The sequence below is a fragment of the Rhizobium sp. BR 317 genome, from assembly GCF_047445835.1.
GTDB lineage: Bacteria > Pseudomonadota > Alphaproteobacteria > Rhizobiales > Rhizobiaceae > Rhizobium > Rhizobium paranaense.
In genome coordinates this window covers 25,083-45,089 of sequence record NZ_JARWLB010000014.1, presented here as the reverse complement: position 1 = coordinate 45,089, position 20,007 = coordinate 25,083, and the positions used below count along the sequence as shown (strand labels likewise).

The following is a 20,007-nucleotide window of genomic DNA, read 5'->3' as shown; positions in this document are numbered from 1 at the left end:
GTTTTCTGTGAGATGAGGTGCATTGCATGTTGAGGATCAGAGGCGCTGTTGTGGCCCTCATATTGGCCGCAGCACTGCCCGGCTGTAAGATCATCAAGACGCCGACGGCCGAGGAGAAGGCGGCGCAGGCGGCAAAGAGCGCCTTCGATCCTGCGGCCAAGGTCGACGCGATCTGGCAATCGCAGGCGATACCCGACCTTGAAAAGCGTGCCGGCGATCTGAAGACAGTGATGCAGGCTGCGGCATCGAACCCGGACGAAGCCGGTATAAAATACGGCAATCCGCGCAAACAGAGCACCTCGCCCTGGACCTATGCCGTGAAGCTCAAGGGCAAGATCGTCGCCGTCGACACCGCATCCCGTGCCGCAACGCTCGACGTCGATGTCGACGGCGATGGCAAGGCCGATGCAAAGGTTCAGATCGGCCCGGCAATCCGCGGCACGGCGCTGCGCGACGCTTTGGACTTCGTGGACTTCAACGAATTCAAGAACCAGATCGAATGGGCACAATTCGGCAAGGCGTTCAATGAGAAGGTGAACACGTCCTTTCTCGCCGCTCTGCCGAAGGATGGCCTGACCGGAAAGACAGTCGATGTAACCGGCGCGTTTCCGCTGCCCACATCCGGCCAGCTTCCCCTGATTACTCCATCGGCGCTGACCTTGGGACAAGGATCATGAGCGATACGACCCAGGAAGACATCATCCTTCGTCTCGAGGACGTGTCCAAGGTTTATTCGGGCATCGTCGCGGTCAAACGCGCAAACCTCGAACTACGGCGCGGCGCGGTCAATGTGCTGGTCGGGGAAAATGGCGCCGGCAAATCGACGCTGATGAAGATCATCGCAGGCGTCGAGCGTCCGACCGCCGGCCGTATCCTGCTGGAGGGCGAAGCGGTTCATTTCGACAGCCCGGCCGACGCGCAGGCGCGCGGCATCGGCATGATTTTCCAGKAGCTTAATCTCTTCGCCAACATGACGGTCGCCGAAAACATTTTTGCGACACGCGAAATCACGCGTGGCGTTTTCGGCATCGACCACAAGGCGCAGATCGCCAGGGCCAACGAATTTCTGACGAAGCTGGATGCAGGCATCAGCGCCGAAACCATGGTGGAGGATCTGCCGATCGGGCAGCAGCAGCTTGTCGAAATCGCCAAGGCCATTTCGCTCAATGCCCGCATCCTGATCATGGACGAGCCGACATCAGCGCTTTCAGCCGCGGAAGTCGACATCCTTTTCAAGGTGATCGCCGAACTGAAGGCTCAGGGCGTCGCGATCGTCTATATCTCCCACCGGCTGGAAGAGCTGATGCGGATCGGCGATTACATCACCGTGCTGCGCGACGGGCAGATCACCGGCCAGGCGACGGTTCGCGACATCGATACGAAATGGATCGTCCGGTCGATGATCGGATCGGATGCCAAGGATTTTGCCCGGGATGGCGGCCATGCGATCGGCAAGGAGGCCTTTCGCGCAGAAGACATCAGCCTGCCTCGGCCGACCGGCGGCCTCGCCGTAGACCACGTCTCGCTCTCCGTCCGCGCCGGCGAAATCCTCGGCATCTACGGGCTGATGGGCGCCGGCCGCAGCGAGTTTTTCGAATGCGTCATGGGCCAGCACATGCATTCGACCGGCAAGATTTTCATCGACGGCATCGAGGTCCGCGAGCGCGACACGACCCGCCGGATCCGGCGCGGCCTGGCGCTGATCCCGGAAGATCGGCAGCGCGAGGGTCTGGTGCAGGTGCTCTCGATCGCCAGCAACCTGACGCTTGCGAGCCTCGGCCGCTTCGCGCGTTTCTTTTTTCATATCGATGCCGGTGCCGAAAAGCGCGCCATTCGCGACATGATCCGGGATCTCTCGATCAAGGCACCCAATCCCGATTTCGAGGTGACGTCGATGTCGGGCGGCAACCAGCAGAAGGTCGTCATCGGCAAGGCGCTGATGACGGACCCCAAAGTTCTGCTGATGGACGAGCCGAGCCGGGGCATCGACGTCGGCGCCAAGGCCGATGTCTTCCGCACCATGCGCAAGCTCGCCGGCAAGGGTCTCGCAATCCTGTTTTCGACTTCGGACCTTGAAGAGGTCATGGCGCTCTCCGATCGGATCGCTGTCTTGAGCAACGGCCAGTTGGTCGCCGTCTTCGACAGAAAGGAAGCGACGGAGGAGGCCATCGTCGCAGCGTCGGCCAAGGGACACGGACATACAAGGAAACTCGCGTCATGACCGCGGATACATCGTCTTCTTTTGCGGCCAAGCGGTCGAACGGCTCTATCCTCCTGACGTTGATGAAACTCAGGACCTTCATCGCCCTCTTTGCCGTGATCATCTTCTTCGCCATCTTCGCGCCGAACTTCACCTCGACGGCGAACATGATCCTGATGTCGAAACACGTCGCGCTCAACGCCTTCCTGGCGATGGGCATGACCTTCGTCATCATCACCGGCGGCATCGACCTGTCGGTCGGTTCGATCGTCGGCCTGTGCGGCATGGTCACCGGCGCCTTGATCCTCAATGGCGTCGAATTGCCGATCGGATACACCGTCTACTTCAACCTCTATGAGATCGTGATGATCACCCTCGCCGTGGGCCTCGTCATCGGGCTGATCAACGGATTGCTCATCACCAAACTCAACGTTGCGCCCTTCATCGCGACGCTTGGCACGCTCTACATCGCGCGCGGCATGGCATTGCTGTCTTCGGATGGCCAGACCTTTCCGAACCTCGTCGGCAGGCCGGAGTTCGACACGACCGGCTTTGATGTCTTCGGTGCCGGAAGGCTGCTCGGCCTCCCGATTTCCATCTGGATCCTCATCGTTCTGGCGCTGCTCGCCGCCTATGTCGCCCGCTCGACACCGATCGGCCGGCATATCTTTGCCGTCGGCGGCAATGAGCGCGCAGCGCGCATGTCGGGCATTCGCGTCGATCTGGTGAAAATCGTCGTCTACATGTTCTCCGGATTGTGCGCTGCCATTGTCGGCATCGTCATTTCGTCGGAGCTGATGGCGGCGCATCCGGCGACCGGCGAGAGCTTCGAGCTCAACGCCATCGCCGCGGCCGTCCTCGGCGGCACCTCCATGTCCGGCGGACGCGGCACGATCGGGGGCACGATCATCGGCGCTTTCGTCATCGGCATCCTGTCCGACGGATTGGTGATGATGGGCGTTTCGTCCTTCTGGCAGATGGTCATCAAAGGGCTGGTCATCATCATCGCCGTTGTCGTCGATCAGGCGCAGCGCCGTCTCCAGCAGCGCGTGACACTTATGCAAATGGCAAAGGCAGGTTGAGATATGACGGAACTCAAGGGTGCGCTCATCGGCTGTGGCTTCTTCGCGATAAACCAGATGCATGCGTGGAGGGACGTCAAAGGCGCGGAGATCGTCGCGATCTGCGATCGTGATCCGGAGCGGCTGAAGATCGTCGGCGACCAATTCGGCATCGAGCGCCGTTACAGCGATGCGGCGGCTCTCTTCGCCGATGGTGGTTTCGATTTCGTCGATATCGCGACAACGGTGCAGAGCCACCGCGCGCTGGTGGAAATGGCAGCGACCCACAAAATCCCGGCCATCTGCCAAAAGCCTTTTGCGAAGACGTTGAGCGACGCCAAAGCTATGGTCAAGGCTTGCGCCGACGCCGCGATCCCCCTGATGGTTCACGAGAATTTCCGCTGGCAGACGCCAATTCAGGCCGTGAAGTCCGTCCTTCAATCAGGCGCGATCGGCGAGCCGTTCTGGGGCCGCTTTTCCTTCCGCTCCGGCTACGATGTCTTTTCCGGCCAACCCTACCTTGCCGAAGGCGAGCGCTTCATCATCGAAGATCTCGGTATCCACACGCTCGATATCGCACGCTTCATCCTTGGCGATGTCACGACGCTCACCGCGCGCACCAAACGGGTCAATCCGAAGATCAAGGGCGAGGACGTCGCGACCATCATGCTCGATCATCAAAATGGCGCGACGTCGATCGTCGACGTCAGCTATGCGACCAAGCTCGGGACAGAGCCCTTTCCCGAAACGCTGATCGAGATCGACGGAACGCTGGGAACGATCCGGCTCTCGCAGGGCTATCGTCTCGAGGTCAACAATGCAGACGGCACCACCGTTTCGGACGCCTCGCCCAAGCTTCTCTCCTGGGCCTCCCGCCCATGGCACAACATCCAGGAGAGTGTTCTCGCCATTCAACAGCACTGGACAGACCGTCTTGCATCAGGCGGCGAAACGTCCACGTCAGGGGCTGATAATCTGAAGACCTTCGCGCTTGTCGATGCAGCCTATGACAGTGCCGCTCATGGGAGGACCGTCGATATTGGGGCCATGCTGCGATGACCGCTGAAATCGACCCTTTTCAACTTTACGGCACGCGCGAAACCGAAGTACTGCCACAACGGCTGACAGCCGGCAGGCTCGCCGTCGACTTCAAGGACGGCAATCTCCGCACGATCACCTACGACGGAACCGAAGTGCTGCGCGCCGTATCTTACCTCGTGCGCGACCGCGATTGGGGCACTTACGCCCCGCGAATATCGGACTTGAAGATCGATCAGGGTGATGACGGATTTTCGGTAGGTTACCTCGCGCGTTTCGCCGGCCCGGACGATACGGATCTTGAAATTCGCGTGCATATCTCCGCCAAGACCGGAGGTGCTGTAATCTTCGAAGCGGAAGCCACGTCCCAAACCGGCTTCGAGACGAACCGTTGCGGCTTCTGCATTCTCCATCCGATTGTCGGCGTTGCCGGGACACCGGTCTCGGTGGAGCATGTCGACGGTCGTCGCGAGGATACGCGCTTTCCCGATCTCATCGAGCCCTGGCAGCCCTTCAAGGATATGCGTGCGATCACGCATACCGTCATGCCGGAGGTCACGGCGGAATGCCGCATGGAAGGCGATACTTTCGAGATGGAAGACCAACGCAATTGGTCGGATGCCTCCTACAAGACCTATGTCCGCCCCCTTGCCCTCCCCTGGCCCTATCGAATTCCCGCCGGCCAACCCGTCAGCCAGCGCATTGTCCTGAGTTTCACTGACAAGCGGCAAACGCCGAGTGCCCCTGCATCCGTCCGGCCTGATGGCCGCGCAGTCACGATCACGGAGGGAAGCAAGCGCGGCATGATGCCGTCGATCGGGCTGGTGATCACGCCGGAAGAGGCGAAGGCGACGCTTGAGGCCCCCGGCATCCTGGCGGAGATCGGGCCGCAGGAGTTGCTCTTTCATTTCGATCCGAATGCCGGTCATAACGCTATGGCCTTCGAAGCGTTCGGTGCCATCGCGAGGCTTCACGCCGGCACATCGACCCTCGAAATCGCATTGCCGTGCAAACAGTCGCCGCTTGCCGAGGCGCACGAGATCGCAACCTGGATGCAGGCGGCCGGTTTCAAACCGGATGCGGTGGTCATATCCCCTTCGGTGGACAGACAATCGACGCCGCCGGGCAGTCAATGGCCGGCATGCCCGCCGCTTGAAGAGGTCTATGCGGCGGCACGTTCCGCCTTTCCCGGTGTCCGGCTGGGCGGCGGCATGCTCAGCTATTTCACCGAACTCAACCGCAAGCGTGTTCCTTCCGGGCCGCTTGATTTCATCACCCATTGCACGAACCCGATCGTCCATGCGGCCGATGATCTCAGCGTCATGCAGACGCTGGAGGCGCTGCCGTTCATCACGCGCTCGGTCCGCGCCATCTACGGCGACAAGCCCTATCGCATCGGCCCCTCCACCATCCCGATGCGCCAGAACCCCTATGGCAGCCGGACGATGGACAATCCCGCCGGCAGCTGCATTCCGATGGCAAACAGGGACCCCCGGCATAATAGCCGCTTCGCGGAAGCCTTCGCACTTGGCTATGCCGTTGAAGTGCTCGATGCCGGATTGGAATGCCTGACGCTTTCGGCGCTGACGGGGCCGTTCGGCGTGATCGCCGGCAAGGACGAGCCGTCTCCAGCGGGCGGCAAGCGCCCGATCTTCAACACGGTCGCGAGGCTCGCCCGGCTTGCTGGCAGTCAATGGCGGGAATGCATCTCATCCGATCCGACTGCCGTCCTTTCTTTCGTCGCGGCGCCTGCCGATGGAGCACCGCAAATGCTGCTGGTGAACATCACGGCCACAGCACAACAGGTCGAACTTGGCTCCTTCCACCTCGCCGAGAAAGGCGAGAGTGGCAGCCTGACGCTGCAACCTTTTGCCATCCGTTCGATCGTGTTGAAGGATTGACCTGACAGTCGAGAAGGGCAACTTAGTCTTCCGAAACGAGATGACTGGGAGGACTCACGTGAAGACGAAGAAGCTTATCAATGACGGAGCGGCCGCCGTAGACGAGATGCTGGCGGGCGTTCTGGCGGCTCATCCCCGTCACCTGCGCGCCGTCGAGGGATCGCCGCGCTCCATCGTCGCAAATGATGGGCCAAGGCCCGGCAAAGTCGGCCTGGTCATCGGCGGCGGTTCGGGGCACGAGCCGACCTTCCTGGGTTATGTCGGCAAAGGACTGGCCGATGCGGCAGCTATCGGCAACGTCTTTGCCTCTCCGCCACCGGATCCGATCATTGAATGCACCAAAGCCGTTAATGGCGGCGCCGGCGTGCTGTTCATGTATGGCAATTATGCCGGCGATGTCATGAATTTCGATATGGCGGCCGAGATGCTCGCCATGGATGACATCGAGGTCCGCACCGTGCTGACGACGGACGACGTCGCCTCCGCGCCCGTCGATCAGAAGGAGCGCCGTCGCGGCGTTGCCGGCAACGTCTTCATCTTCAAGGCCGCGGGCGCGGCCTGTGATCTCATGTACGGCTTTGACGATGTCGAACGTATCGCGCGCTTCGCCAACGAGCGCACTTACACAATGGGCGTCGCGCTTGCGCCTTGCTCCCTGCCGCAGACACGGAAGCCGAACTTCGACATAGGCCCCGACGAGATGGAGATCGGCATGGGCATCCACGGCGAGCCGGGCGTCGCCCGCGGACCGATGCGATCGGCAGATGAGGTGACGAGCGAGCTGGTTGGCAAGATCCTCGACGAGATGAAGCCGGCGCGTGGCGATCGGGTCGCCGTGCTCGTCAACTCATTGGGTTCGACGCCGCTCATGGAGCTCTACATCATGATGCGCAAACTCAAGGCGATGCTCGACGATGCAGGCCTCGTCATTCACCTGTCGCTGGTCGGCAATTACTGCACCTCGCTGGAGATGGCCGGCGCCTCGATCACGCTGATGCATCTGGACGACGAACTGCAGCGGCTGATCGATCATCCCTGCGATTGCGCCATGTTCCGCTCCGGCGAGGCTTTGCAATGACGACGGTTGCAACAGAAGACTTGAAGGGCCTTTTCGTGCGGATCGCCGAGGCGATGGCACGCGAGAAGGATCGCCTCTGCGAGCTGGATGGCGTGATCGGTGATGCCGATCATGGCATAGCCATGGAACTCGGCTTTGCCGCCGCCGCCAAAGCGGTTTCAGAGCTGGATTCGACGACTGCCGATCCGACGCTGGTCTTCAACACGGCAGCGAAATCCTTCCTCAATGCCGTGGGAGCCTCTTCCGGCCCGCTCTATGCGACAGCCCTGATGCGTGCGGGCGCAGTCGCCAAGGGGAAACCATCGCTGAACGACGACGATATGGTCGAGCTATTTGCGGCCTTTGCCAAGGGCATTCAGGACCGTGGCAAGGCAGAGGTCGGCGAAAAGACGATGGTCGATGCCTGGGCACCGGCTGCCGCGGCCTGCCGAGCCGCCCGGGATCACGGCTCATCGCTTGCCGAATGTTTCGCTGCCGGCCTCAAGGCTGGTGAGGCGGGAGCCGAAGCGACGAAGGGCATGATCGCGGCAAAAGGCAGGTCATCGCGTCTTGGCGAGCGGGCTCTGGGGCACATGGATCCAGGAGCGGCTTCGGCTGTGGTGATCCTATCCTGCGTCAAGGATCATTTCACATCAGAGTAATGATGACCTCATCATACCAGTTGACATGTTGATAACGATTTGCCAAAACCACCTCAGCTTTGTTCAGAGGAGGACGGGAGATGGCTATCAACTCCAAATATGCGCGTTGGTTCGGTGCCGTTGCGATTGCTGCGGCAGCTTTTTCGGCGACCAATGTCGCCGCGGAAGACCTGACACTGTGGACGCTTAACTTCGACAACGGCGCAGCAAACGGTGCCCTCAAGAAGGTGGCGACTGATTTCGAGGCGGCCAATCCCGGCACTCATATCGAAATCGTCCAACGCGGCGTCGATGAACACAAGACCGCGCTTCGCGTGGCCGCAGGCTCCAGCAAGGGCCCCGATATTTACTTTAGCTGGGCTGGGCTTGGTCTCGGCGGCGAATATGTGAAGGCGGGCCTCTCGCTGCCGCTCGACAAATACTACACGCAGTACAAGTGGGACGATGAACTGCTTCCGTCTGCAGCCGCCTTTGCCGATCTCTATCCCGGCGGCAAGCATGGCGTGCCCTTCACCTTCAAGGGCGAGGCGATCTATTACAACAAGAAGCTCTTCCAGAAGGCCGGCATCACCGAGGAGCCGAAGGCCTATGAGGAACTGCTGGCGGCAGCCGACAAGCTCAAGGCGGCTGGAATTCCGGCCTTCACCTTCGGCGGCTCGGTCAACTGGCACGTCATGCGCCTGATGGACGTGCTGCTCGAAACCAAATGCGGCGCCGACAAGCACGATGCGCTGATGGCCATGAAGGCCGACTGGACCAAGGAGCCCTGCGCAACCGATGCCTTCACCGAGTTTGCCAAGTGGACAAAGGACTACACGCTGAAGCCCTTCATGGGCATCAGCAACCAGCAGTCCTATACGCTGTTCGTCGCCGGCCGCGCCGCGATGATGCTCGAAGGCGACTGGTTGGTCAGCCAGTTGAGCGGCAGCAAGGTCAACCTCGACGATTACGGCGTCGTGCCGTTCCCGACGAACACCAACCGTCTCTATGGCTTTGCCGAGTACAATTACGTCAGCACCAAGAGCAAGAATCCGGATCTTGCCGCCAAATTCCTCGACTATTTCCTGTCGACCAAGGTGCAGCAGGATCTCGTCGGGCAGATCAGCTCGATCTCGGTMAACAAGAATGTCCAGTACACCGACCAGAAGCCGCTTGAGGCGAAATGGCTGGATATCTTCAAGACCTACAGCAAGGTCTACATGAATGGCGACCAGGCCTTCCCGCTTGACGTCACCACCGAATACTTCCGGGTGATCAACGACGTTGCTGCCGGCAATATCCAGCCGGCCGATGCTGCCAAGCAGTTGCAGACCTTCATCGCGGGTCGCACCTGATCTCTCGAGGGAGGCCGCCGCTTCGATTGCCAATCGCAGTGGACGGCTTCCCTCACTTTATGCCCACGCGTCAGTTGCCGCCGGGAGCAATCAGAATGTCATTCCGCAATCGAACACATKACCCGCGCGTTCAGGCAGCGATCCTGCTCGCCCCGGCCATGCTGATCTACGCGATTTTCGCGCTTTATCCGATGCTGAACGTGGTGGTACTGAGCTTTCAGAAATGGAATGGCCTCGATCCCCAACGCCCGTTCGTCGGCCTGGCGAACTATCAATATATCTTCACGCAGGATCCCGTCTTCTGGGTCGCCTTCCGCAACACGGTGATCTGGACGATCATGTGTGTGATTTTCCCGCCGATGATCGGCCTGCTGCTAGCGCTGAGCCTCAATCAGAAGCTTTTCGCCCGCAATACCTTCCGCGCCATTTTCTATCTGCCGGTCATCATCGCCCCGATCGCGGTCGCGACTATGTGGAAGTGGATGTACGATCCCTTCTTCGGCCTTTTCACCGAGATTCTGACGTCGATGGGGCTGCAGGACTGGATTCAGGATTGGCTCGGCAATAAGGACATCGCGCTCTATTCGGTCTTCGTCGCCTATCTCTGGCAATCCGTCGGTTTCTCCATGGTTCTGTTTCTCGCAGGCCTGCAGAATGTCTCGCAGACACTGGTCGAGGCCGCCCGCATCGATGGTGCCGGGCGCTGGAACATCTTCCGATACGTTACCCTGCCTGCGCTGCGCACCACGCTCACGATCGTGCTGGTTCTATCGGTCATCTCATCGCTGAAGGCCTTCGACATCGTCTACGGCCTGACGGGCGGCGGGCCAGCACAATCCACGCAGATGCTGGCGCTCTGGGCCTTTACGCAGGCCATGCAGATCTTCGATTTCGGCCGTGGCGCTGCGATCTCCGTCGTCCTGCTGCTCATCACCATCGCCATCGTCATTCCCTACCTGCGATGGACGCAGAAGCATGAGGAGGCCGAACAATGACGGCAGCATCGGCATCATCCATGTCGGACGACTTCGAGACCGTCACCCCGGCAAAGCGCAAGCGGGATCCTGTCCTGATCGGCTTATGGATCGCGCTGCTCCTCGTCACCGCGATCTGGCTTGCACCTTTCGTCTTCATCGTCTTCACGTCGCTGAAAACGCAGGCCGATGTGACGACGACGGGCGCCTTCGCGCCACCGCTCAATCCGGCTTTCGAGAACTATTCGAGCGCCTGGGGTCGCGGCAACTTCGCCAGCGCCTTCCTGAACAGCACCATCATCACCGTGATCAAGGTGCCGCTCGGGCTCATCCTGTCGGCCATGGCAGCCTATGCGCTCGCCAAGATCCGGCTGCGGTTCAGCAAGCTACTGCTGCTCCTCGTCGTCTTCGGCACGATGATCCCCTTCCAGGTCATGCTGGCGCCGCTGTTTACGCTGGTCAATTCGCTCGGCCTGATTGACACCTATCCCGGCGTCATCCTGCCCTATATCGCCTTCGGCGTGCCCTATCAGGTCTTCATCCTGCATGGCTTTTTCAGAGGCATTCCGAAGGAATTGTCGGAAGCTGCGTTGATCGATGGCGCAAGCCATTTCACCATCTTCCGCCGGATATTCCTGCCGGTCTGCCTGCCGGTGCTGGCGGCGCTGCTGATCCTGGATTTCGTTTCCACATGGAATGAATTCGCCATGGCGCTGGTGCTCCTGCAGGATCAGCATATGTGGACGCTGCCGCTCGGCCTTATGTCCTTCCAGGGCCAGTTTTCCAATGATTACGGGCAGCTCAATGCCGCGATCGTCATGACCGTGCTGCCGGCGACGCTCGTCTACCTCATCTTTCAGCGCTACTTCGTCTCCGGCCTCACCTCCGGCGCCGTCAAGGGCTGATCATCAACCCAACAGGCAAGTCTTTCGAGGAGAATATCATGTCCAATGCAACCGTCGAAAAATGGGGCGTCTTCGAGGCGGCTTTCAGCGGCCCCTCGGGCGGCAATCCCTATCTCGACGTGGCATTCGATGCCGTGTTCAGCCAGAATAGCCGCGACATCCGCGTGCCCGGCTTCTACGACGGCGACGGCGTCTATCGCGTTCGCTTCATGCCCGACAATGAAGGCGAATGGTCCTTCCGCACGCGCTCGGAGACGGCAGAGTTGAATGGCAAGACCGGTTCGTTTGTCGCGACCAAGCCGTCTGAAGGCAATCACGGCCCGGTGCATGTCCACAACAAGTTCCACTTCGCCTATGCCGATGGCAAGCCCTTCCTGTCGTTCGGCACGACCTGCTATGCCTGGACGCATCAGCCGCTGGAGATGCAGGCCCAGACGCTAGAAACGCTGAGGAAATCGCGCTTCAACAAGATCCGCATGGGCGTCTTCCCCAAGGACTATCCCTATAACGTCAATGAGCCTCTCTACGCCTGCTTTGAAAAGGGCGTAGACGGCAAAGAGGATTTCGACAGGCCTAACCCGGTCTTGTTCCAGCACTTTGAAAAGCAGGTGGCCGCGCTCTGCGATCTCGGCATCGAAGCCGATATCATCATGTTCCACCCCTATGATCGCTGGGGTTATGCCGACATGTCGGCCGAGCAGGATTTCCGCTACGTCGCCTATCTCGCGGCGCGTCTTTCGGCCTATCGCAATGTCTGGTGGGCGCTCGCCAACGAATATGATTTCCTCCTCGACACCAAGCCGCTGCAGCAGTGGGACCGCTATTTCCACATCCTTGAAGAGAACGATCCCTATGGCCATCTGAAGTCGATCCATAACGGCGAGCCGACGATGAACTTCGATCATCGCAAGCCATGGGTGACACATACCTGCATCCAGAACTGGGATGTGAAGCGCACGCAGGAATGGCGCGAGGCCTATGGCAAGCCGGTTGTCAACGACGAGCCGGAATATGAGGGCAACATCATCCAGTCCTGGGGTAACCTGACGGCGCAGGAACTGGTGCATCGTTTCTGGATCACCGTGACACGCGGCGGCTATGCCGGCCACGGCGAAACCTATTCGCATCCCGAAGATCTGATCTGGTGGGCGAAGGGCGGCGAGCTGCGCGGCGAAGCATGGAAGCGCATCGGCTTCCTACGCGACCTGCTGGAGGGGGATGTCGTCAACGGACTCGAGCCGATGGCGTCTTTCGGTGAATGGCCCTGGACCCGCGTCTCGGGCGCGCGCGACGGCGATATCAGCTACATCTATCTCGGCGAACACCAGCCCGTCGTCTGGTCGACAGGCCTGCCCAAAGACGGCACCGACTACGATGTCGAGATTATCGACACCTGGGAGATGACAATCACCCCGGCCAAGAAAGTCGAAGCGCCCATCCCGCACCCCACCCGGCACGGCGCGATCGTGCGCGGTGGCAAGGCGGATGCGGCCTTTGGCGTCGAACTGCCGGGTAGGCCATACCAGGCCCTTCGCATCCGCAAGAAGAACTGATCGGGTCTACAGGAGGAATTTCATGTCCGGATTGGCCATCAAGAACGTCAGGAAATCCTATGGAGCGGTCGATATCATCCATGGCGTCGATGTCGATATTTCGGACGGCGAATTCGTCATTCTCGTGGGGCCGTCGGGCTGCGGCAAGTCGACCCTGCTTCGGATGATTGCCGGACTGGAGGAAATCACTGGCGGCGAAATCTCGATCGGCGGCCGCACGGTCAACAACCTGCCGCCGAAGGATCGCGACATCGCGATGGTCTTCCAGAACTATGCGCTTTATCCGCAGATGACGGTCGCGCAGAACATGGGCTTTGCGCTGGAACTGGCCGGCGCAAAGCGGGCGGAGATCGACCGTAAGGTCGGCGACGCAGCCAAGATACTGGGGCTGCAGCCGCTGCTCGGCCGCAAGCCCGCGCAGCTTTCCGGTGGCCAGCGCCAACGCGTTGCCATGGGCCGCGCCATCGTGCGCGATCCCAAGGTCTTCCTGTTCGACGAACCGCTTTCCAACCTCGATGCCAAATTGCGCGTCAAGATGCGAGCCGAAATCAAGGCGCTGCATCAGCGGCTGAAAACAACGATCGTCTATGTCACGCACGACCAGATCGAAGCGATGACCATGGCCGACAAGATCGTTGTGCTGCAGGGCGGGAAAGTCGAGCAGATCGGAACGCCGCTMGAGCTTTACGACCGGCCGAGAAATATCTTCGTGGCAGGCTTTCTTGGCTCGCCGGCGATGAATTTCCTGGAAGGCCGGCTGACGGGCGGCGCGAACCCCAGGCTGTTGCTGCCGAGCGGCACGGCAATCGAACTGTCGGCGGCTCCGGCTCAATCGGACGGCAGAGACGTGGTTATCGGCATCCGTCCAGAGGACCTATCCTTTGCCGGCGACGGCGGCGTGCCAGCCAAGGTTACCGTCGTCGAGCCGACAGGCTCGGAGACCCACGTCGCGCTCGATCTGGAAGGGCGCGAACTGACATGGGTCATGCGCGAGCGCGCGGAACTGACGCCCGACCAGATGGTGAGCCTCTCCCTCAGATCGTCGAACGTCCACTTTTTTGACAAGGAGACCCAGCAGCGCCTGTAAGAATTTGCGCCGCTCTGCCCACCCGGGACACGGCCTCAAAAGACCCGCATGATCACGCCGCACGCCCATCACCGCGGCGCCGCCTTTCGGCGTCGCTCATCACGGTCATGACGCGTTTTACGAACGCAGGACCATCGAACTGCTTCGGTGCGCCCGTAGTGGAATGATCCGGCCGCTCGAATATGAACGCCTCGACATTGACCACCGGCAGGTGCAGGCGGCTGCGCACCCGCCCGATCATCGCCGTATGCGTAACGACAACCTGGCCACCTGGCTGCTCGAATGTTGCATCCAGCCCGGAAACCGGAACGGTCGCAACCGTCAGCCCGCGGGCGGACAGGACCGAGCCGATGTGCTTTGCGACCTGCGGATTGTCGAGACAGATCAGCACATCCGCCTGACCGGGCTCTGAAGGAGAATCTAAAAGCATCCAGCGACCTCTCATTCAAACTCGGCCGAACATAGAGCTTTTCGGTGTAACGCAGTGTTGTATCTTGTTGCGTTTTGTTTCAGGGGCGTGACGCCTGCGGCTTCGCAGCGAAGGGACTTGGCCGCCGCAAACTAAAAGAATTTGCCGCAATGTAATGCAACACATGCGATCCGCGAAAGCTGGTTTCCTTTGCCTGCCTGATTTGAGCAAGGAGGCAGGATGTGAAGCCAACCAGCAATGCCGGACAGAGCAATCCGGGTCGAATTTTGAATGGATCGACCGTTCTAAAGCGCTTTCTCGGCAGGCAGAAGCGCGCCTATCTCTATGCCATCTGCCTGTGCTGCAATCTGATTTTCTGCACGATCGGGGCAAGTCCGCGCCAGTTCATCATCTTCAACATTCTCATGCTGCTGGTTTTCGGCGCCAAGACCATGGAAGCCGTGCCCCTGGATATCGAGACCCCCTCCGCCGCAACCGGCAATCGGCCTTCTTCTGCGCGCGACTGGAGACCTATACTAAGCTTTTCAGTTCAACTGCTTGTCGCCTGTTATGCGATGACGGTGCTTATCGACAGTCTTGCCGCAAGCTCGATATTGGTCAGTTCGATCCGCTAACGAAATTCCAGCCGGAAATAACCGCGGCGGATTGCCGCGAATGTATTTTGCGGGGATGAATTCGCGTGCCCTATCTCTTTGTTTTTGGTGCTCTAGCATTCAAGAGGTTCGAGGAGAGGATTTCATATGTATCTCGGTACGCAGTTTCAGGCTCGGGACGATGATGATTACCGCGTCATGGCGCAGTTGGGTGTCAGGCACGTCAATGCAGATCCGGCCGGCAATCCGCATGACTGGACGCTCGATATTCTGAAAGCCCACCGCGAACATATCGAGAGTTTTGGCCTCATCCTCGATATGATCCAGCTCCCGATGAGCTCGCGGGTGATCGAAGAGCAATACAGCCCGGATATCCTGACGGCCAGGCCGAACCGCGACCGCCAGATCGATTCCATCTGCCGTCTGATCGAAAATGCCGCCGCCATCGGCATTCCCTCCGTCAAATACAATCTCAATATTATCGGCATCCCCCGCACCGAACTGGAGATCGGCCGCGGCGGATCGAGAAACGAGGCGTTTCGCTGGGAAAAGACCGATCACGATGCGCCGCCTTCGATCGCCGGCATCCTTAGCGAAGAGGAGAATTGGGAGCGTATCGACTATTTCCTGTCCCGCGTCGTTCCGGTCGCCGAGGCCTGCAAAGTGCCGCTTGCCTGCCATCCGCACGATCCCTACACGCCTCCCGGTTATCGCGGGGTCACCCGCGTTCTCGGCAGCGTCGAAGGCCTGAAGAAGTTCGTTCAGATGCGCGAGAGCCCCTATCACGGGCTGAACTTTTGCCAGGGCACGGTCGGCGAGATGCTCGACAATCCGGGCGAGGAAATTTTCGACGTCATCCGCTGGTTCGGTGAGAGGGGCAAGCTCTTCAATGTCCATTTTCGCAATATCCGCGGCCGCAAGCTCTCCTTCACGGAGACCTTTCCGGAGGAAGGCGACATGGATATGTGGCGTTCGCTGAAAACCTACGCCAATGTCGGCTATCAATATATGATCATGCCGGATCATGTGCCGCGCGTTTCCGGGCGCGACCCGGAAAATACCGCCTTCGCTTTCACCTATGGCTACATTGCCGCAATGCTGCAGGTGCTGGAGAGCGACAAGCGGTAAGGGAAGCCTTTTCTGCACCATCTTCCCATTGATGCCTTTCGCTCCTCCTCTACATCCGGGGTATGGAGGGCTCGATGCGCATTGAACATGCCTTTCTGTTCGATCTTGACGGCACGTTGGTGGACAGCGTCTATCAGCATGTGCTCGCGTGGAAAGAAGCCTTGGATGCAGAGGGCATAGACCTCTCGGTATGGCGCATCCATAGAAAAATCGGAATGAGCGGCGGGCTGTTCACCTACCAGTTGCTCCGTGAAACCGGCATCGAAATAACCGATAAGAAAAATGAGCGGTTGCGGCACCTTCATGCMGAAGCCTATCGCCGGCTCGGCACTCAGATACGTCCCCTTCCCGGCGCAAGCGAGCTTCTCCGATGGCTGTCGGACGCCAAGATCCCCTTCGCGATCGCCACAAGCGGCCGTATGGAGACGGCAGCGGTCAACATTGCCGCCTTGGGGATCGACCCGGAAGCGTTTCCGATCATCACTCGCGACAAGGTCAAATATGCCAAGCCCGACCCGGACCTCTTCATTGCCGCAGCCGAAGCCCTCGGTGTTGCGATAGAGAATTCTGTTGTCGTCGGAGATGCCATTTGGGACATGCTTGCGGCGACGCGTTGCAGGGCGCTCGGTGTCGGCCTGCTGAGCGGTGGTTATGGCCAGGAAGAACTCAGGGATGCCGGGGCAATCCGCGTCTATGAAGATCCGGCCGACCTGCTCTATCATATCGATGAAGTGGGCGGACGGCGCTAAGCGAGAGGTCCACCGGCGGGTCAGCTCCCCGCAGGCATATTATAGGGTGTGATAATTTCCACTGCGGACAGTACGGCCGGCGCGACACGCTCTTTCACCAGACCGCTCATAATGGCTCGAAATGCCGAACGCGCGTCCGTTCGCAGGTCGTGATGCAACACGAAATCGATCTTACCCGTAGCAAGCAGTGCGCGATTGTCGGCATCGAGATCATGCGCGACGAAAATGCGGATTGTCCTGCCGGCCTCCTCGAAGGCGGCGAGCACGGCCCTGTTTCCGCCGCCAATGGAATAGACCGCATTGATCGTCGCATCTGCCGCGATGGCGCGGGCGGCAAGGATGCCTGTGGCAGCGTCGGCGCCGTGACCTTCGCTGATTTCGGCAATGCCGATCTGCGGATAGCGCTCCCGAAGAACCCGGCGAAAGCCGATCTCCCGCTCTTCCTCGCCGCGAAAGCGGCCGCTCGACAGCGTCACAAGCACCCTGGCGGCGGCCCCATCAAAGCAATTCCCGACAAGATAGGCCGCGGTCTCGCCGGCGGCACGGTTGTCGGCGCCTGCATAAACCGCACGCGAAGAGTTTGGCAGGTCCGTCACCAGAGTGACCACGGTGATGCCGGCATTGGTCGCACGCTCGACCGCCGCGGCAATCTCAGGAATATCGGGGGCTTTCAGCACAATCCCGTGGGTACCTCTGAGCCGAATGCGATCGATCAGTTGCACCATTTCAACCGGCTTCATGATTTCCGCAAAATGAAAACGGCAGCGGAAGACCGTCGGCAGAAAGGTCGCGACCTCTGCTTCGAAGGCGGCACGCACGGCATTGGAAAAGCGCTCCGGCGTCTCCATGACGATATCGATCGCCAGCGTTCGCCCGCTTGCCGCAACACCCGCCTGCTGCTTTTCCAGTTCGCCAATCGCTGCTTTCACCCGCATTTCGGTTTGCCGCCGCACGCCTGCCCGGCCGTTCAGCACCCGGTCGACAGTGGCGGTGCTGAGCCCGGCTTGAAAGGCGATGTCCTTGACGAGAAACGGATGCGACATACGGCTCGCTCTGATGGTTTTTTGATGGATATGTGATCTATAACACACCGGCATCTGCCGTATAGTGCCTTCATCAGAGATGGAGGAGCATCCGATGAAATCAGACAATCTTCAAAAACTGCGCGCCGACCGCGTCTGGCTGACCGAAGACGCCTGTGACCTCGACGATTTTCGCGCGCTCGCCGAAAAGACCACGGCGCTTTCCGACTATCCGACCGCCGATCATGTCGAGAAAAATGTCCTGATCTACGATAGCCGCAAGGTTCTCGCTGATATTGCGACCCCGCAAGGTCGCCGCGCCGTGCTCGCCGAAATCTGCGAAGCCTTCGGCGAAGGCCCGGGCGTCGTCGTCTTCAAGCGTGCATACGAGGATACATCCGTCATCGATCGCGCCAGCACCATCTTCGACGATATCATCGAGGAGCAGCATCGCACCGCAACCGGCGGCGGTGACCATTTCGCCAAGCCCGGTGCCAATGACCGCATCTGGAATTCGCTGGAAAAACATTGCCTCGCCGATCCCGAAAACTTCGCGGAATATTATGGCAATGCCATTATCACCATCGCCAGCGAAGCTTGGCTCGGACCGAGTTATCAGATGACGGCGCAGGTCAATCGCGTCAATCCCGGCGGCGCGGCGCAGTCCGCCCACCGCGACTACCATCTCGGCTTCCAATCATCGAAGGTGATCGAGCAGTTCCCGGCCCATGTGCACAGGCTTTCGCCGGTTCTGACGCTGCAGGGCGCGGTTGCTCATTGCGACATGCCACTCGAAAGCGGGCCGACGCTTTTCCTGCCGCATAGCCAGACCTACGTGCCCGGCTATCTCGCACTGAAGCGTCAGGAGTTCCGCGATTATTTCGATCGCAACCATGTTCAGCTCCCGCTCGAAAAGGGCGACGTCGTCTTCTTCAACCCTGCCCTTTTCCACGCGGCCGGCAATAATCGCTCGGCCGACATCAAGCGCGTGGCAAATCTGCTGCAGGTTTCCTCCGCCTTCGGCCGCGCCATGGAAACAGTCAATCGCCAGCGCATGAGCGCCCGCCTCTTTCCCGCGCTGAAGGCATTGAAATCKACAGGCAAACTCTCCAGGGCCGAAGTGTCGAATGCCGTCGCCGCCTGCGCCGAGGGCTATTCCTTCCCCACCAACCTCGACCGCGACCCACCCATCGGCGGCTTTGCGCCGAAGACGCAGGCGCAATTGATGCATGAGGCGCTGAAGGAAAACTGGAGCGACGAGGCTTTCTGCAACGCGCTTGCGGAACAGGCGGACAAGAAGCTGACCTGACGGCACCGAAGGCGCATCATTCAGTAAAACGAAGCCTCTCGCATCGCGAGGGGCTTTCCACATATCGTATCAGACCATCTTCGGGAGGAACCACATGAGCACAGACCACAGCCGTCTCGACGGCAAGATCGCAATCGTCACCGGCGGCACACAAGGCCTTGGCGCCACCATCGCCCGCCTTTTTGCCGATCGCGGCGCCAAAGGCATCGTCATCTGCGGCCGCAACGAGGCGAAGGGCAAAGCCAAAGCGCAGGAGATTTCAGCGGCAACAGGCACCGAGGTCGTCTACGTCAAAGCCGATCTCGGCAATGTGGAAGAGGCACGGAACGTCGTGCATGTCTGCGACCAGACCTTCGGCCGGGTCGACGCGCTGGTGAATGCTGCTGCCATCACGGATCGGGGCACGATTCTGGACACCAGCCCCGAGCTTTTCGACGCCATGTTCGCCGTCAATGTCCGGGCGCCGTTCTTCCTGATGCAGGAAACCGTGAAGGTCATGCGGCGTGAAACGATCGAAGGCACGATCGTCAATATCGGCTCGATGTCGGCCAAAGCCGGCCAGCCCTTCATCGTCGCCTATTGCGCCTCCAAGGGCGCACTGGAAACCCTGACGAAAAACACCGCCTACGCGTTGCTGCGCAACCGTATCCGCGTCAACGGCCTCAATATCGGCTGGATGGCCTCGGAGGGCGAAGATCGGATTCAGAAGGAATATCATGACGCGCCCGCCGACTGGCTGGAAAAGGCAGCGGCGAGCCAACCGTTCGGCCGTCTGGTCGACCCGCAAGAGGTGGCCCGCGCCTGCGCCTATCTGTCGTCTGCCGAATCCGGCCTCATGACCGGCTCGGTCATCTGCTTCGACCAGTCGATCTGGGGCGCTTACGACGGATCGCCGCATCCGACGACGGCCCTCTGAGAAAATCGGGAAATCGGATCGCCCGATGGGATAGGCTGGGCGCCGTCTAAACTTTAGGGTAGTCTTATATATGTGTGGGGGATTTCAG

At 60.0% G+C, this 20,007-nt stretch carries 19 protein-coding genes; 17 read left to right on the top strand and 2 right to left on the bottom strand.

Going from position 1 to position 20,007, the window contains the following annotated elements:
* The first annotated feature begins 26 nt into the window (after positions 1-26).
* The 12 genes from QD357_RS21050 (at position 27) to QD357_RS20995 (ending at position 13,772) form a co-directional block, all read left to right on the top strand.
* Positions 27-677 (top strand): DUF2291 family protein, encoded by a 651-nt coding sequence (locus QD357_RS21050; protein WP_414124946.1) that lies wholly within the window; start codon positions 27-29, stop codon positions 675-677.
* On the top strand, positions 674-2,221 hold the full coding sequence (locus tag QD357_RS21045) for a sugar ABC transporter ATP-binding protein (protein WP_414124945.1): 1,548 nt from the start codon (positions 674-676) through the stop codon (positions 2,219-2,221). Before QD357_RS21050 ends, QD357_RS21045 begins: the two co-directional genes overlap by 4 nt.
* Positions 2,218-3,282: an ABC transporter permease gene (locus QD357_RS21040; protein ID WP_414124944.1), complete on the top strand. Its 1,065-nt coding sequence runs from the start codon at positions 2,218-2,220 to the stop codon at positions 3,280-3,282. The genes QD357_RS21045 and QD357_RS21040 overlap by 4 nt, the downstream gene beginning before the upstream one ends.
* Positions 3,283-3,285: 3 nt before the next feature.
* Positions 3,286-4,320 (top strand): Gfo/Idh/MocA family protein, encoded by a 1,035-nt coding sequence (locus tag QD357_RS21035; protein ID WP_414124943.1) that lies wholly within the window; start codon positions 3,286-3,288, stop codon positions 4,318-4,320.
* A complete protein-coding gene (locus tag QD357_RS21030; RefSeq protein ID WP_414124941.1) occupies positions 4,317-6,200 on the top strand; it encodes a hypothetical protein in 1,884 nt (627 codons plus the stop codon). Before QD357_RS21035 ends, QD357_RS21030 begins: the two co-directional genes overlap by 4 nt.
* A 58-nt stretch (positions 6,201-6,258) precedes the next feature.
* Positions 6,259-7,278, top strand: coding sequence for a dihydroxyacetone kinase subunit DhaK (locus QD357_RS21025; RefSeq protein ID WP_414124940.1), 1,020 nt, complete (start codon positions 6,259-6,261; stop codon positions 7,276-7,278).
* Positions 7,275-7,919, top strand: coding sequence for a dihydroxyacetone kinase subunit DhaL (gene dhaL / locus QD357_RS21020; RefSeq protein WP_183939518.1), 645 nt, complete (start codon positions 7,275-7,277; stop codon positions 7,917-7,919). Before QD357_RS21025 ends, dhaL begins: the two co-directional genes overlap by 4 nt.
* An 80-nt stretch (positions 7,920-7,999) precedes the next feature.
* On the top strand, positions 8,000-9,253 hold the full coding sequence (locus tag QD357_RS21015; protein WP_414124939.1) for an extracellular solute-binding protein: 1,254 nt from the start codon (positions 8,000-8,002) through the stop codon (positions 9,251-9,253).
* Positions 9,254-9,348: 95 nt separating this feature from the next.
* A complete protein-coding gene (locus QD357_RS21010) occupies positions 9,349-10,248 on the top strand; it encodes a carbohydrate ABC transporter permease (protein ID WP_414124938.1) in 900 nt (299 codons plus the stop codon).
* On the top strand, positions 10,245-11,132 hold the full coding sequence (locus QD357_RS21005; protein ID WP_414124937.1) for a carbohydrate ABC transporter permease: 888 nt from the start codon (positions 10,245-10,247) through the stop codon (positions 11,130-11,132). Before QD357_RS21010 ends, QD357_RS21005 begins: the two co-directional genes overlap by 4 nt.
* A gap of 38 nt (positions 11,133-11,170) precedes the next feature.
* Positions 11,171-12,685 carry a DUF5060 domain-containing protein gene (locus tag QD357_RS21000; RefSeq protein WP_414124936.1) on the top strand — a complete coding sequence of 505 codons (1,515 nt, stop codon included), beginning with the start codon at positions 11,171-11,173 and terminating at the stop codon, positions 12,683-12,685.
* 22 nt (positions 12,686-12,707) lie between these two features.
* Entirely contained in the window at positions 12,708-13,772 is a 1,065-nt protein-coding gene (locus tag QD357_RS20995) for an ABC transporter ATP-binding protein (RefSeq protein WP_414124935.1), read from the top strand.
* A gap of 52 nt (positions 13,773-13,824) precedes the next feature.
* On the opposite strand, the gene QD357_RS20990 is transcribed toward QD357_RS20995, so the two are convergent.
* Complete coding sequence (locus tag QD357_RS20990; protein WP_414124934.1) at positions 13,825-14,202, bottom strand: hypothetical protein; 378 nt, start codon at positions 14,200-14,202, stop codon at positions 13,825-13,827.
* Positions 14,203-14,423: 221 nt separating this feature from the next.
* Between QD357_RS20990 and QD357_RS20985 the strand changes: the two genes are divergently transcribed.
* The 3 genes from QD357_RS20985 (at position 14,424) to QD357_RS20975 (ending at position 16,672) form a co-directional block, all read left to right on the top strand.
* The gene (locus QD357_RS20985; RefSeq protein ID WP_414124933.1) at positions 14,424-14,816 is read left to right on the top strand and encodes a hypothetical protein; all 393 of its coding nucleotides are present in this window, start codon (positions 14,424-14,426) and stop codon (positions 14,814-14,816) included.
* Between the two features lie 126 nt (positions 14,817-14,942).
* Positions 14,943-15,923, top strand: a complete 981-nt coding sequence (locus tag QD357_RS20980; protein ID WP_414124932.1) for a mannonate dehydratase — start codon at positions 14,943-14,945, stop codon at positions 15,921-15,923.
* A gap of 74 nt (positions 15,924-15,997) precedes the next feature.
* Positions 15,998-16,672, top strand: coding sequence for an HAD family hydrolase (locus tag QD357_RS20975; RefSeq protein WP_183939501.1), 675 nt, complete (start codon positions 15,998-16,000; stop codon positions 16,670-16,672).
* A gap of 20 nt (positions 16,673-16,692) precedes the next feature.
* Here QD357_RS20975 and QD357_RS20970 read toward each other — a convergent pair whose 3' ends face one another.
* Positions 16,693-17,715 (bottom strand): LacI family DNA-binding transcriptional regulator, encoded by a 1,023-nt coding sequence (locus QD357_RS20970; RefSeq protein ID WP_183939499.1) that lies wholly within the window; start codon positions 17,713-17,715, stop codon positions 16,693-16,695.
* Between the two features lie 94 nt (positions 17,716-17,809).
* On the opposite strand from QD357_RS20970, the gene QD357_RS20965 reads away from it, so the two are divergent.
* Both QD357_RS20965 and QD357_RS20960 read left to right on the top strand, forming a co-directional pair.
* Positions 17,810-19,003 carry a phytanoyl-CoA dioxygenase family protein gene (locus QD357_RS20965; RefSeq protein ID WP_414124931.1) on the top strand — a complete coding sequence of 398 codons (1,194 nt, stop codon included), beginning with the start codon at positions 17,810-17,812 and terminating at the stop codon, positions 19,001-19,003.
* A 94-nt stretch (positions 19,004-19,097) separates the two neighbouring features.
* Positions 19,098-19,919 carry an SDR family oxidoreductase gene (locus tag QD357_RS20960; protein WP_414124930.1) on the top strand — a complete coding sequence of 274 codons (822 nt, stop codon included), beginning with the start codon at positions 19,098-19,100 and terminating at the stop codon, positions 19,917-19,919.
* Positions 19,920-20,007: the final 88 nt, after the last annotated feature.